Source organism: Gordonia sp. UCD-TK1 (genome assembly GCF_001691435.1).
Lineage (GTDB): Bacteria > Actinomycetota > Actinomycetes > Mycobacteriales > Mycobacteriaceae > Gordonia > Gordonia hongkongensis.
On the sequence record NZ_LZMP01000048.1, the window covers coordinates 1 to 13,298 of the forward strand.

Consider the following 13,298-nt stretch of genomic DNA (forward strand, 5'->3'; position numbering starts at 1 on the left):
CCCGCCATATCCGCAACACCCGCCTCAACGCCGCCGCCATGGCGATGGCGCAAAGCGCGCTGACCGGCAGTCCCGGCGCCCGCGTCTACTACGACAGCCTGCGAGATCAGAAGAAGTCCCACCCCCAAGCCTTGCGTGCGCTCGCCAACCGGCTCATCGGCATCCTCCACGGCTGCCTCAAACACCGCACCCTCTACAACGAACASACCGCCTGGAACCACCGCGCCAACCTCGCCGCTTGACACCTTGCACCCCTGGGATGTCTTCGTGGCTCGCTTCGCTCGCACCTCAGGGAGCAGGGGTGTGCTCCTCGCACCTGAGGGAGCAGAGGGTGTGCTCCTCGAACCTCGAGGGGCAAGAGGTGCTACTTGGAACCCTGCGGCACGTTCTCGAGGCGATCCAGCAGGGTGCGTGCCAAGGATTCCGACGACGCGGGATTCTGGCCGGTCAGCAGGTTGCCGTCGGTCTCGATGTGGACCGTCCACGGTTCGGCGAGGGTGACCTTGAACCCCGCCTGGGTGAGCCGATCCTGGAGGAGCCAGGGAGCCTTGTCGGCGAGTCCGGCCTGTTCCTCCTCGGCGTTGCTGAAGCCGGTCACCGTGCGGCCGGCGAACGCGTTGACGCCGTCGGAGTTGTTCGCCGCCAACAGGATCGCCGGACCGTGACAGACGATTCCGAGCGGCAGTTGCGCCTCGTCGGCCGCTATCAGCAGAGCTCCCGCGTCCGCGTCGACGGCCAGGTCCTCCATGGGTCCGTGGCCGCCCGGGACGAACACGGCGTCGTAGTCGGCGATGCGAACGTCGGTGAGCGCGATCGGCTTCTGCAGCTCCGGAGCGGTCTCCACGACGTGGCGGATTTCCGCGGCGCGCTCAGGTGTGCCGATGCTCTCGACCGCGAGGCTCGTCTCGTCGACGGGTGGTTTCGCGCCGTTCGGAGTGGCTACGGTCACCTTGTAGCCGGCCGCGCGGAACACTTCCAGCGGCGCGACGGCCTCCTCGGCCCAGAACCCGGTCTTGTGGCTCGAGCCGTCATTCAGCGTCCAGCTGCCGGCGCCGGTCATGATGAAGAGGATGTTGCGTGTCATCTGAACCTCCTGTGTCCAGGTAGACGGTGTCGGTCTCCGACCGCCAACGTAGAGAACAACCGCGGCTTCGGCCACGGCCCAGGTCAGGGCGGGGGAGACGGGTCAGGTCACGTCAAACCGGTGAGTTCCGCCGATCGCAGCCACAACCCGTCGATCAGCTTCTGGTCATGGGCCTGACGGTTCTCCCGACCATTGGCCTTGTGGCGATCGAAGTACACGCCGTTGACCGTCGGGTCGGCGCCGCGCTCGGCCAGGGCGATGAGCGGGGCGGCTCCCTGCTCGGGGGTGATGGTCACCAGGCGCGTCAGCGGAGACCGGTAGGCGAGCCCGACGAAGCGCGAGTCGCGGCCGAAGCTCGTCGCCGCCGGTCCGGGATGCACTGCGGCGGAATAGATCTTGTCACCGGTCCAGCGCTGCGCGATCCCGCGCGTGAACAGGATGTTCATCAATTTGGCCGTACCGTAGGGCCGCATCGCGAGGGTCCGGCGCTTCTCGAAATCCAGGTCGTCGAGGTCGACCTTCCCGAAGAGGTTGCCGACGCTGGACGTGTTCAGGACGAGCGATTGCGGGGCCGCGGCCAGTCGATCCCGCAGGAGGTGGGTCAGCAGGAACGGCGCGAGGTGGTTGATCTGGAAGTTCGGTTCGTGTCCGTCGGAAGTCCGCTGCGACGCGTCGAACGTCCCGCCCGCGTTGTTCATCAGGACGTCGATGGTCCCGACGGCGGAGTTGATCTCGGCGGCGAGATCCCGCACCTCCGAGAGTACGGAGAAGTCGGCGGTGAACTGCCGCGCACCGGTCTCGGCGGCGATCGGCGAGAGCTTCTTCGCCGAGCGTCCGACGAGGACGAGATCGGTGTCGGGTCCGGCCAGGGATCGCGCGGCGATTGCGCCGATCCCGTCGCTGGCGCCGGTGAGGACGATGGTGCGTTTCTGTCCGGACGGGGTGTCACTGGCCATCGGTCGTGCCCTCCGATCCGCCGACCGCGTGACCCTCGTCAGTGTGGTCGGCCGGTGGCTGCGCTCCGGCGTAAGACGCCTTGTCTTCCCGGATTCGGTCGGTCTCGCCGATCTCGGTGTCCCCTGCGGTGGGCAGTGCCGAGGCCGGCCCGTCATTCTCGTCGGGGTCGCTCCGCATGTCGGGGTCGGCCTTCACTTCGTCGTCGGTCGTGGTCCAGGTGGTCTTCTCGTTGTCCGGCATCTCTCCACCTTGCCCCAAGACGCAGGATTTCACACCGCCCTTGACTTCAACTGAACTTGAGGTTGTGTGCTCGTCGTCGTGACCACACTCGACCCGGCGAGCCGGCGTATCGGCCTCATCCTCGTCGTCCCGACCCTCATGGTGATGCTCGACGTGACGGTCGGGACCGTCGCGCTGCCGCAACTGACCACCGAATTCGACGCGCCGCTGTCCAGCGTGCAGTGGGTGACCACCGCGTATGCACTGGCCCTTGTCGCGGTCATGCCGCTGTCGGCCTACGCCAGCAACCGCTTCGGCGGCCGACGGGTCTACTGCGCCGCCCTCCTGGTCTTCGTTCTCGGTTCGCTCCTCACTGCCCTGTCCTGGAACATCGGCAGTCTCATCGTCTTTCGTGCACTCCAGGGGCTCGGTGGTGGGATGCTGCAACCCGTCGGCATGGCCATTGCGCTGCAGGCCGTGCCGGAGGCGCTGCGCGGTCGGATGATGGCCATCCTGGGACTACCCACCCTCGTCGGTCCCGTGCTCGGTCCGGTGCTGGGCGGCGTACTCGTCGACCACGGCAGCTGGCGTGTCGTCTTCGCGGTGAACGTACCCCTCGGCCTGATCGCGGCGGTCCTGGCGTGGCGGTTCTTCCCCCGAACCGCCACGCGCGGCATGCCGCGAATCGACCTGCGAGCCGTGGCGGCGCTGTCACCGGGCGGGGCGTTCCTGGTTCTCGGCCTGGCCCGCGCCGGGGACACCGGGTCGCTGCTCGCGGCATCGATACTTGTCCCGGTCGGTATCGGCCTGGTCCTGCTGGGCTACTTCGTCCGACGATCGCTGCGCAGCCGCACGCCCGTCCTGGATCTCCGGTTGCTGGCGCACGCGCGTCTGCGCGGTGGCGTCGTGGTGATGATCTTCTTCGCCGGGGCGTACTTCGGGTCGATGACGATCCTGCCCATCTACGTCCAGTCGGTCCGGTCCGATTCGGCCACGACCGCCGGCATGCTGTTCGTCCTCCCCGCGCTCCTGAGCGGCATCACTCTCCAGATCGCCACGCGGGTCGCCGATTCCGTGGACCCGCGACGGGTTGCGATCTGCGGCATCGTGCTGTCGACGACGGCGATGATTCTGATGGCCACACTGCTCGACGAGTCGACCCCCTACCCGGCCGTCGTCGCGATCCTCGCTCTCATGGGGATCGGTGTCGGCGCGACGATGCTGCCCACCATGACGGCCGCCACCCGCGACCTCGAGGGCGCAGACACCCCGGGCGGCACGACCATCCTCACGACCTCGAATCAGTTCGCCGTCGCGCTGGCGTCGGCCGCGATCACGGCCACCATTGCGGCCCTGATGAACTCGCGCAGCACGGCGGTCGACGGGCGGGGAGTGGCGGGTGCGATGTCATTGAGTCCCGCCGAACGCATCGACGCCGCGCCCGAGTTGGCCTCGGCGATCGCCGACACGTACCTCCTCACGGCGGGTCTTCTCGTGTGTGCCCTGCTCGCGGCCGTGTTCGTGATGCCGGCGCGGCGGACCCTTCGAGACGCTCGCAAGCTCGCTCCTCAGGGGGCGGGGTGATGTGCGCGAGCTTGCTGCTCAGGGGGCGGGGTGATGTGCGCGAGCTTGCTGCTCAGGGGGCGGGGTGATGTGCGCGAGCTCGCTGCTCAGTATCTGCGGCCTGGCGGCCGTCGTGGACTGCGAAAACATTCGTGAGCGTCTGGACTCCATGCTCCCTGAGGTGCGAGCGAAGCGAGCCACGAAGGGTGTAGCAACACGCCTCACCAGGCCCTTCGTGGCTCGTCGACCTCGACGCGCTCCTTCGTCGCTTGCTCGGCCCGGCGGCTGGCGCTCCTCGCACCTCAGGGATCAGGGGTTTGAGGTTCTTTCGGATTAGGGAGCAGTGGTTATGCAGTTCTTCCGGCTCAGGGGGCAGGGTCAATCCGCGGCACCGCGGCGAGGAGCTCGCGGGTGTACGGGTGTTGCGGGTCGTCGAAAACGGCGTCTGCCGAACCGTATTCGACGACCTCGCCGGCACGCATCACGGCGATGTCGTCGCTGACGTGGTGGATGACACCCAGGTCGTGGGAGATGAATACCAGGGCGACGCCGGTTTCCGCCTGCAGGCGGGCCAGCAGGTCGAGGATCCGCGCCTGGATGGACACGTCGAGGGCCGAAACCGGTTCGTCGCACACGATGACGGCAGGCCGCGGGGCGAGCGCTCGGGCGATCGCGACGCGCTGGCGCTGTCCGCCCGACAGTCGTGAGGGGTGACGGTGCCGGTACTCCGCTGGCAGCCCGACCTGGTCGAGGAGTTCGGTGATCCGGTGGTCGAGGTCTGCGCTGCGAACGCCGGTCACCCGCAGGGCGTCAGCCAGGATGCGGTCGACGGTCCATCGTGGGTCGAACGAGCTGAGTGGGTCCTGGTAGATCACCGAGATCAGGTGGCGCGACTCGCGGCGGCGGGCTTCGGAGAGTCCGGACCACGCCGCGCCGTTCAATTCGACCGTGCCGGAATCGGGTTCGGTGAGACCGAGGATGATCCGCGCGGTGGTGGTCTTGCCCGAGCCCGACTCGCCGACGATGCCGAGGGTACGACCGGGCGCGAGGTCGAAGCTGACCCCGGCCACGGCGGGTCGGGCGGTGATCGCGTTGCCGGTGAACGACTTGTGCAGGTCGCGGACACGCAGGGCGAGTGGCTGTTCGGGTCTCGGCGACGCCGGAGTCGCGAGCTGTTCACCGCTGACGAGCAGCGTGCCCTTGGACGCGCGGGATGGGATCGCGTCGATGAGACCCCGGGTGTACTCGTGCTGGGGAGCGGTGAGCACCTCGCGTGTGTTGCCGTACTCGACGATCTCGCCGTCGCGCATGACGGCCACGCGGTCGGCGAGGCGTGACACGACGGCCAGATCATGCGAGATGAGGATGATGCCGTTGCCACGCGACTTCGCCTCGGCCAGCACGTCGAGGATCTGTGCCTGGACCGTGGCGTCGAGGGCCGTCGTCGGTTCGTCGGCGATCAGGAGTCTCGGATCCTGGGCGAGCGCGGATGCGATGAGGGCACGCTGGCGGAGACCGCCGGAGAGTTCGTGGGGACGCTGACGCGCCCGGACCCGCGGTTCGGGGACGCCCACGAGGTCGAGCAGCTCGACGACTCGTTCCTCTCGGAGCGCCCGCCCGAGCCGCTTCGGGGACCGGCGGCCGACCCCACCGTGCGCGGTCAGCGATTCGGCGATCTCGCTGCCCACCGTGCGCAGTTGATCCAGGGACACCAGGGCGTCCTGGAGGACGAATCCGATCTCACGGCCTCGGATGGCGCGCCAGTCGCGGTCGACCAGGCCGCGCAGGTCACGTCCGTCGAACGACAAGGCCGCGGCATCGATCTCGGCTCCCGGCCCGGTGAGGCCGATCAGGGTGCGTGCGGTGACGGACTTGCCGGAACCCGATTCGCCGACGATTGCCAGGCACTGTCCGGCGTCGACCTTGAACGACACGCCCTTCACGACCTCGCGGCCGGCGAACGAGACACGCAGGTCGCGGACCTCGGCCAGCGTTGTGTCGGTGCGGTTTTCACGGGTGGCGGACACTGCCTCCCGGGTGACGACGGTCATCGACGATCTCCTTCCAGGCGAGTGCCGAGGTACCGGCCCACGGTCGTGAATGCCAGTGCCACCGCGACGATCACGAGACCGGGGAAGATCTCGAGCCACCAGGCAACGGTGATGTAGGTGCGTCCGGCGTCGAGCAGTGCGCCCCACTCGGGTGCGGGTGGTGGTACGCCGAGTCCGAGGTAGGCCAGTCCCGACGCCCAGATGATGGCCTGCCCCACACCGAGTGTCACGGTGACGATCATCGGGCGGAGTGCATTGGGTGCGATGTGCTGCAGAAGGATTCGGCGACGAGGATGTCCCAGGGCGGTCGCGGCCTCGATGTAGGGCGCGTTGCGTACGGCAAGTACCTGACCGCGGACGATGCGGGCGTACCCGGGCGCGATACCGATGCCGATCGCAAGGATGAGAGTCCACTGCCCGGGGCCGAACACCGACGTGAGGAGCAGGCCCAGCAGCACGATGGGAAAGGCGAACATCACCTCGATCCACCTGTTGGCCAGTGCCTGGGCGACGCGGCCCGACAGCCCCGCGGCGATGCCGAGCAACACCGCCAGGACCGATGCGAGCGCGACCGCGCCGAGCCCGATGATCAGCGATTGTCTTGTCCCGGCGATGACGCGGCTCAGCAGGTCTCGGCCCGACAGGTCGGTGCCGAACGGGTGCGCCCAGCTGGGTGGTTGCAACGTCGCGTCCAGGTCGACGGCGAGCGGGTCGTAGGGTGCGAGCAGGTTGGGTGCCACCGCCGCTACGAGCAGTAGCGCGAGAACCACGAGCGCGGCGATCACCGTCGCCGGCGGCCACGAGCGATGCGGGTCGTCGTCCTGCCCGCGAGACGTGCCGGTGGTGGACCTGCGGACCGCCGAGAGCGCGTTCGTCAGTGCGGGCCGGACCGGATTGGTGAGGGTCATGGGACCTCGATCCTGGGGTCGATGACGGTGTAGAGGAAGTCCACGACGAGGTTGGCGACCGTGTAGACGAGCGCGACGAAGAGCACGATGCCGCTCACCAGCGGGACGTCGCGCGAACTGGCCGCCGCGACGAGCGTCTGACCGATACCCGCACGCGCGAAGACGGTTTCGGCGATGACGGCACCGGACAACAGCGCGCCCATCGCCCAACCCGAGACCGTGATCGCGGGAAGGACGGAGTGTCGCAACACATGTCGGTATCGGACCGACAGGTCACCGAGTCCCCGACTCTGCGCGGTGAGCACGAAGGGTTGATCCAGTGCGCGGGCGAACTCGTCGCGGGCGATCTGGCCGAGGAACCCCGACAGCGGGATGGCCAGTGTGAGCACCGGAAGGACGAGTCCCCACAGGCCGGTTCCGCTCTCGACGGGAAACCAGCCGAGGTTGATCGCGAACACCACCAGGAGAATCGATCCCACCCAGTATTGCGGCAGGCCGGCGCTGACGGTCTCGATCAACGACCCGGCCGCGCCCCAGGGCCCGCGGCGGCCCGCGGTGAGTGTCGTGAGGACGAGCACGAAGAGCCATGCGACGACCAGGGCGGTGAGGGTGAGGACGAGCGTGGGTCCGATCTGGTCGGCGATGATCTCGGTGACCGGCTGTTGCAGCTGGTACGAGATGCCGAGATCGCCGTGCAGAAGGCCACCGAGATAGTCCAGGTACTGCGACCACACCGAGTCTTCGAAGCCGTACTCGGCGTTGACCGGGGCGAGTTCGTCCGGGGTGCGTTCCCGGCTCTCACCCGATGAGAGGTTGAGGAGCAGGGTCGCGCGGTCGCCGGGGGCGAGGACCTGGAGCAGGAAGGTGACCGAGGCCGCGGCCCACAGCACGAAGACAGCGGATCCGATCTTGCCCGCCCACCGGGTCAGGCCCCGCGGGGGTAGGACCTGGCGTCTGGCCGCGGTCACGGCCGGGTGGTCGACCAGGGTCATCGCACGAACCTCGCATCCGCGAACACCGGTTCGCCTTGTGATTTCTCGACCCACACTCCGTGCAGACGCGGTGACACCGCCAACGACGTTGTCTGCGTGTACAACCCGATAGACAGCGCGTTGTCACCGATGAGGCGCTGGGCGTCGCGGTAGAACGCCCGGGCCTGCACCGGATCCGAGGAGGAATTGCCCTTCTCGATGAGGGTCTGCAGGTGTGGGTCGTTGTAGTACGCGGTGTTGTGCGGGTTGGGACTGTCCGGGAGTCGCTGACGCCAGTTGATGTACAGCAGGCCCGGGGTCGGGCTGGTCCAATAGCCGACGTAGGCGTCGTAGGTCGGCGCCTTGGCGTACTGCCCGCCGAAATAGGCACTCTGGGTGGCCGGGACGAGCTGGATGTCGAAGCCCACGTCACGCGCCTGTCGAGCCACCGCCTGCAGGATCGCGGCACCCTCGGGTCCGACGATCGCGTCCGCGGCGTACACGACCCGAGCGGTCAGACGTCGGCCGTCCTTCGTGCGGATGCCGTCGTCGTCTCTGCCGGTCCAGCCCGCTTCGTCGAGCAGGGCCGCGGCCGCAGCAGGATCATGCGGGTAGTTCCCGGCCTCCGGGTCGTAGTCCGGGGTGCTCTGGCTGAGGGCGCCGTTGGCGTTGTAGGGGACGACGCCGAGAAACGCCGTCTCGACGGCTTTGCGACGGTCGGCCGAGTACGCGAACGCCTGGCGGACCCGGACGTCGTCGAACGGGGCGTGGTCGACGTTCAGGGTGATGGCGTTGGGGCGCCCCGGTGTCACGTAGCGGCTGACCTGATAGCGGCTGGTCGCGTCCGCCCAGTTGWTGGCCGGCACGTTGTAGATGACGTCAGAGGAGTCGCTGCGCAGTGATCCGTAGCGCAGCACCGGATCCTTGAGGAACTTCCAGATCAGTTTGTCCACGTAGGCCGGACCCTGGTTCTTCGCGTTCGCCGGCGGCGAGGTGTAGTTGGGGTTGCGCACGAAAGTGATGCTGCGGTTGCGATCCCAGCGCTCGATGATGAACGGGCCGGACCCGACCGGGCTGGTGCAGTTCGCCTTCGGACCACGCGCCAGCGCGGTCGGCGACTGGATTCCGAAGTAACCCTGCGTCAGCACGGTGAGGAGCGGGGTGTACGGCGACTTGAGGTTCATCCGGTAGGTCAGCGGTCCGACGACCTCGTCGGACTCGAAGTACTTGCCGATGTAGGACACCACCGTGCCGTTGGGCTTGTCCGGATTCAGATACGACGCGAAGGTCGCACGAACGGCCTCGGCGTCGAGCGGTGTGCCGTCGCTGAACTCGACACCGGGCTTCAGATGGAAGGTGTACGAGCGTCCGTCGGGGGAGATGTCCCAGCGGGTGGCGAGCCACGGCACCACTCGTCCCGAGTCGTCCAGCGACACCAGGTTGTCGAGGTATTGCCTTGCCAGATAGGCGTTCTGGACCCACCCACCGTGCACGCAGGGCGGTTCCTGCTCGTGGCCGTAGGAGATGGTTCCGCCCGAGACGTACTGGCCCGGCGTGGCGGGGACCCCTGTCGACTCGCCGTCACCGGTGCGTGGCTGGGCACATCCGGCGAGCAATGCCGCGCAGGTCAGAGCGATGCCGACCGCGGGCAGCAGGCGGTGTCGGCGCGGTGGTCGCATCTCAGGACTTCGTCGCAGCACAGAAATTCTCCTCGGGCAGCACAGATGGCGGCGAACGCCGCTCGAGGTCGTGGGACACGACAGCGCGAGCCCGGCGTCGGGACGGGAATCACCACAACCTAGGGGCTTCGGACGGTGTCGGGCACCCCTTGAGGCCACCGTGATCCGAAGTCGCCGCACACGCGTCGTCGTCCGTAACGTCGCGCAGAGTCCGACGCCTCGTGATCAGGAGCATCCATGTCCGCGCCCCCCTTGAACTTCGCCGCCTTCGTCATGAACACGACGTCGCACATCCTGCACGGAGCATGGCGGGCACCGGAGGCGCAGCAGCACCGCTTCAACGACCTCGACCACTGGATCGGCCTCGCAAAACTGTTGGAGGAGGCCCGGTTCGACTTCATCTTCTTCGCCGACGTGGTCGGACTGTACGACGACTATCAGGGGGACTGGAAGAAGTTCGTCGACTCCGGCCTGCAGATCCCGAGCAACGACCCGCTGGTGCTGGCATCCGCGATCGCCTCGCACACAGAGCATCTGGGCATCGCCATCACGAGTTCGATCCTGCAGGAGCACCCGTTCGACTTCGCTCGCAAGATCTCCACCCTCGACCATCTGAGCAAGGGTCGGATCGCGTGGAACATCGTCACGAGCTTGTCCGACAACGCCTGGCGCAACTTCGGATACGACGGGATCACCAAACACGACGACCGCTACGCGTGGGCCGACGAGTACGTCGACGTCGCCTACAAATTGTGGGAGGGATCCTGGGACGAGGGTGCGCTCATCCAGGACAAGTCGGGTGGTCTGCACGGGGACTACGACCGGGTCCACAAGATCAACCACGTCGGCGAGCACTACCGTGTCGAGGGACCACATCTGGTGTCACCGTCCCCGCAGCGGACCCCGGTACTGTTCCAGGCCGGCTCCTCGCCAGCCGGACGACGTTTCGCGGCCCGGAATGCGGAGGCCCAGTTCATCCTCTCGCCGTCTCCCGACGCGGCGCGCACGCTGATCGCCGACACTCGGCGCCTCGCTGCCGAGGCCGGCCGGGAACCGACGGATCTCCAGTTCTTCCAGGGACTCTCGTTCGTGATCGGGAGCACCGAGGAGGAAGCTGCGCGCAAGTCGCGCGAACTCGACGAGCTCATCGACCCGAGCACGATCATCGCCCACTCGGCGGGCGGCATCGGCGTGGATCTCGGACACTACGACCTCGACACCCCGATCGGGCAGATCCACACCGAGGGCTCCCAGAGCTTCCTGCTGTGGCTCCGGGAGGCCGTGCCCGACCGCGAGCCGACCGTGCGCGATCTCGCCCAGTTGCGAAGCCGCACCGGCCGGGTCGTCGGCACACCGGACCAGATCGCCGACCGGCTCGAGCAGTGGCGCGACGCCGGCGTGGGTGGCATCAACGTCATCAATGCGACCATCCCCGGCAGCTATGTCGAGTTCGCCGAACACGTGCTGCCCGTCCTGCGCGAGCGGGGCCTGGCGAAGCGGGAGTACGCCGAGGGGACCTCACGGGCCAAACTATCTGGCCGCGACCGACTTCCGGAGTCACACCCCGCGGCACGCTATCGCGGCGCGTTCGCGGGGGTCCCCGCATGACCGCCCCCGCGCGGGTCGTGACCGACCGGAACGTGATCCTCGCCGAGATCGCGGCCGGCTCGGCCGAGCGCGAGCGCCAAGGGCGGGACCCACGGGAGGCCGTGGCCTTGCTCAGGCGGTCGAGGCTGACCGCGCTGTCCCTCGACACCCAGTCGGGGGGTGCCGGGGCCGGGAGCGTCGAACTCTTCGAGTTCATCATCGACCTCGCCCGGGCCGACCCGATCGCGGCGCACATCCTGCGCGCCCACTACTGGTTCGTCGAGCAGATCGAACGTCTGCCGGTCGGGCCGGTGCGCAGCCGCTGGAGCGAGCGGATCGCCGCGGGGGCCATCGTCGGTAACGCGTCCAGTGAACGCGGTGTCGCCGCCGGGTCACGGCAGTACGCGACACAGCTCGTCCCCGATGGTGACGGCTGGCGCCTGCGCGGCGAGAAGTTCTACAGCACCGGAACGGCTTTCGCGGACTACGTCACGGTGCTCGCGATCGTCCCGGACGCGTTGCGTTCACGGCTGGTGAAAGTGGTCGTCCCGGTAGACCGCGACGGGGTGAGCGTCGTCGACGACTGGGACGGAATCGGGCAACACCGCACCGGCACCGGCTCGACGCTGTTCGACGACGTCCGGGTCACCTCCGACGACGTCCTCGAGTTCGTCGAACTCGACGACTCCACACCGCCCGCCGCCAACGACGGCCCGTTCCTGCAGTTGTTCCTGCAGGCGCTGATCGCCGGCATCCTCCTGTCCGCCTCGGATGACGCAGTGGCGCTGCTGCATTCGCGTGCGCGGACCTTCGAGCATGCGCCGTCGCCCGAGCCACGGCAGGATCCGATCCTGCTGGAACGGATCGGTGAGATCGACGCGGCCGCACACGTCGCGCGTGACGCGGTCCTGAGTGCCGCGCGACATGTCGAGACCGCGAACGCGTTGGCACGACGCGGGGTCATCGACGTCGAGCAGTTCGCGCAGGCGTCGCTCGCCGCCGCGCGCGTCAAGGTGCACGTCGATCGCATCGCCCTCCCAGCGGCGGCGGCCGTCTTCGACGTGGGCGGCGCGTCGTCGGCGAGCCGCAGCCGCAACCTGGACCGGCACTGGCGCAACATCCGGACCATCACCCTGCACAACCCGACGTCGTACAAGGCCGTCGCCATCGGGGACCTCCGCGTGAACGACACCCCGTTGCCGGGCAACGGGTACTTCTGACCGGGCGTGTCAGTCCCGTTGGTGACGCATCTCGCCAGGACCTTTCGTGACGGCCTCCGCAAGCTCCGGCCTCCTCAGGGAGCAGAGGGGGACGCTCGCGAACTCGCTCTCCAGACCTGCGGCCCGATGGTCGTCGTGGACTACGAAAGAACACTCTTGAGCGTCCACATCTCTGCTCCCTGAGCCTGGATCCGTGGATGGGTGCGGGGTGTCGATGACAAGAAAATGCCCTCTGAGCTGGAATGATTGGTGGTGTTGAGACAACAAAACAAACCAGTCAAAAGGCATTTTCAGTGAAAGTATCGCACACGTTCTCCGCCGAGTCCGCGGTCTTCGACGACGACAACCTGGTGTCGCACGCCGGGCTGGTACCGGTCATGGCGGTGGCTGAGTCGACCGGGTTGGCGTCCCTGCTGGGCGAACGGGTCGATCTCGGCACCACCCAGGTCGCCTCCGCTGGGGCCAACCTCGAGGCGAAACTGTTGACCGTGATCGCCGGATTGTGTTGCGGCGCTGACAGTATCGACGACCTCGGGATGGTTCGCAGTGGTGGGCACACCCGCCTGTTGGACCGCGTGTACGCCCCAGCCACGATCGGACAAACGCTGCGCGAGTTCACCCCCGGACATGCCCGGCAACTCAACGCGGTGATGACCCACACATTGCCGGCGATGTGCGCCACGGCGGGTCTGCTGCCCACCGACGGGTCCCAGGTATTTGTCGATATCGACTCGCTACTACGCCCGGTCTACGGCTACCAGAAAGAAGGCGGCTCCTACGGGCACGCCAAAATCGCCGGGCGTGAACTCCTGCGCAAAGGGTTGTCCCCGCAGGTCACCACTCTGTCCGCAGCCGGGCATGCCCCGGTGATCGGCAACGCCTGGCTACGCGCCGGGCGCACCGCTTCCGGGAACGGGGCAGCGAGAATGATCGCTGAAACCCTGACCACCGCACGCCGGTGTGGGGCGAGCGGGGAGATCACCGTGCGCGGCGACGCCGCCTATGGCACCGCTGCGGTGATGCGTACCTGTCAACGCCTCGGAGCGACGTTCTCGCTGG

11 protein-coding genes and 1 pseudogene are annotated in these 13,298 nt (G+C 67.7%); 5 read left to right on the forward strand and 7 right to left on the reverse strand.

Annotation, left to right across the window (positions count from 1 at the left end; translation table 11 throughout):
* Nucleotides 1-242 (forward strand): annotated as a pseudogene (locus A9310_RS20975) (IS110 family transposase); the annotation flags it as partial.
* A gap of 122 nt (nucleotides 243-364) precedes the next feature.
* Here A9310_RS20975 and A9310_RS20980 read toward each other — a convergent pair.
* The 3 genes from A9310_RS20980 to A9310_RS20990 all read right to left on the reverse strand — a co-directional run bounded on the left by A9310_RS20980 (nucleotide 365) and on the right by A9310_RS20990 (nucleotide 2,281).
* Entirely contained in the window at nucleotides 365-1,084 is a 720-nt protein-coding gene (locus A9310_RS20980; RefSeq protein WP_058253007.1) for a type 1 glutamine amidotransferase domain-containing protein, read from the reverse strand.
* A gap of 107 nt (nucleotides 1,085-1,191) precedes the next feature.
* Nucleotides 1,192-2,040 carry an SDR family NAD(P)-dependent oxidoreductase gene (locus tag A9310_RS20985; protein ID WP_065632240.1) on the reverse strand — a complete coding sequence of 283 codons (849 nt, stop codon included), beginning with the start codon at nucleotides 2,038-2,040 and terminating at the stop codon, nucleotides 1,192-1,194.
* Nucleotides 2,030-2,281, reverse strand: coding sequence for a hypothetical protein (locus A9310_RS20990; RefSeq protein ID WP_065632241.1), 252 nt, complete (start codon nucleotides 2,279-2,281; stop codon nucleotides 2,030-2,032). Before A9310_RS20990 ends, A9310_RS20985 begins: the two co-directional genes overlap by 11 nt.
* Nucleotides 2,282-2,359: 78 nt before the next feature.
* On the opposite strand from A9310_RS20990, the gene A9310_RS20995 reads away from it, so the two are divergent.
* Nucleotides 2,360-3,844, forward strand: coding sequence for a DHA2 family efflux MFS transporter permease subunit (locus A9310_RS20995; protein ID WP_065632247.1), 1,485 nt, complete (start codon nucleotides 2,360-2,362; stop codon nucleotides 3,842-3,844).
* A gap of 344 nt (nucleotides 3,845-4,188) precedes the next feature.
* On the opposite strand, the gene A9310_RS21000 is transcribed toward A9310_RS20995, so the two are convergent.
* The 4 genes from A9310_RS21000 to A9310_RS21015 are packed head-to-tail and all read right to left on the reverse strand — an operon-like array spanning nucleotide 4,189 to nucleotide 9,432.
* A complete protein-coding gene (locus A9310_RS21000; RefSeq protein WP_083207467.1) occupies nucleotides 4,189-5,874 on the reverse strand; it encodes an ABC transporter ATP-binding protein in 1,686 nt (561 codons plus the stop codon).
* Entirely contained in the window at nucleotides 5,871-6,782 is a 912-nt protein-coding gene (locus A9310_RS21005) for an ABC transporter permease (protein ID WP_065632242.1), read from the reverse strand. The genes A9310_RS21000 and A9310_RS21005 overlap by 4 nt, the downstream gene beginning before the upstream one ends.
* Complete coding sequence (locus A9310_RS21010; RefSeq protein ID WP_065632243.1) at nucleotides 6,779-7,774, reverse strand: ABC transporter permease; 996 nt, start codon at nucleotides 7,772-7,774, stop codon at nucleotides 6,779-6,781. The genes A9310_RS21005 and A9310_RS21010 overlap by 4 nt, the downstream gene beginning before the upstream one ends.
* Nucleotides 7,771-9,432, reverse strand: a complete 1,662-nt coding sequence (locus A9310_RS21015) for an ABC transporter substrate-binding protein (RefSeq protein WP_065632244.1) — start codon at nucleotides 9,430-9,432, stop codon at nucleotides 7,771-7,773. The genes A9310_RS21010 and A9310_RS21015 overlap by 4 nt, the downstream gene beginning before the upstream one ends.
* Before the next feature lie 237 nt (nucleotides 9,433-9,669).
* Between A9310_RS21015 and A9310_RS21020 the strand changes: the two genes are divergently transcribed.
* From A9310_RS21020 to A9310_RS21030, 3 genes are all read left to right on the forward strand, one after another.
* Nucleotides 9,670-11,040 (forward strand): LLM class flavin-dependent oxidoreductase, encoded by a 1,371-nt coding sequence (locus A9310_RS21020; protein ID WP_065632245.1) that lies wholly within the window; start codon nucleotides 9,670-9,672, stop codon nucleotides 11,038-11,040.
* A complete protein-coding gene (locus A9310_RS21025; protein ID WP_065632246.1) occupies nucleotides 11,037-12,239 on the forward strand; it encodes an acyl-CoA dehydrogenase family protein in 1,203 nt (400 codons plus the stop codon). Before A9310_RS21020 ends, A9310_RS21025 begins: the two co-directional genes overlap by 4 nt.
* Nucleotides 12,240-12,532: 293 nt before the next feature.
* On the forward strand, nucleotides 12,533-13,298 hold a 766-nt coding region (locus tag A9310_RS21030; protein WP_175401186.1), incomplete at its 3' end, for a transposase.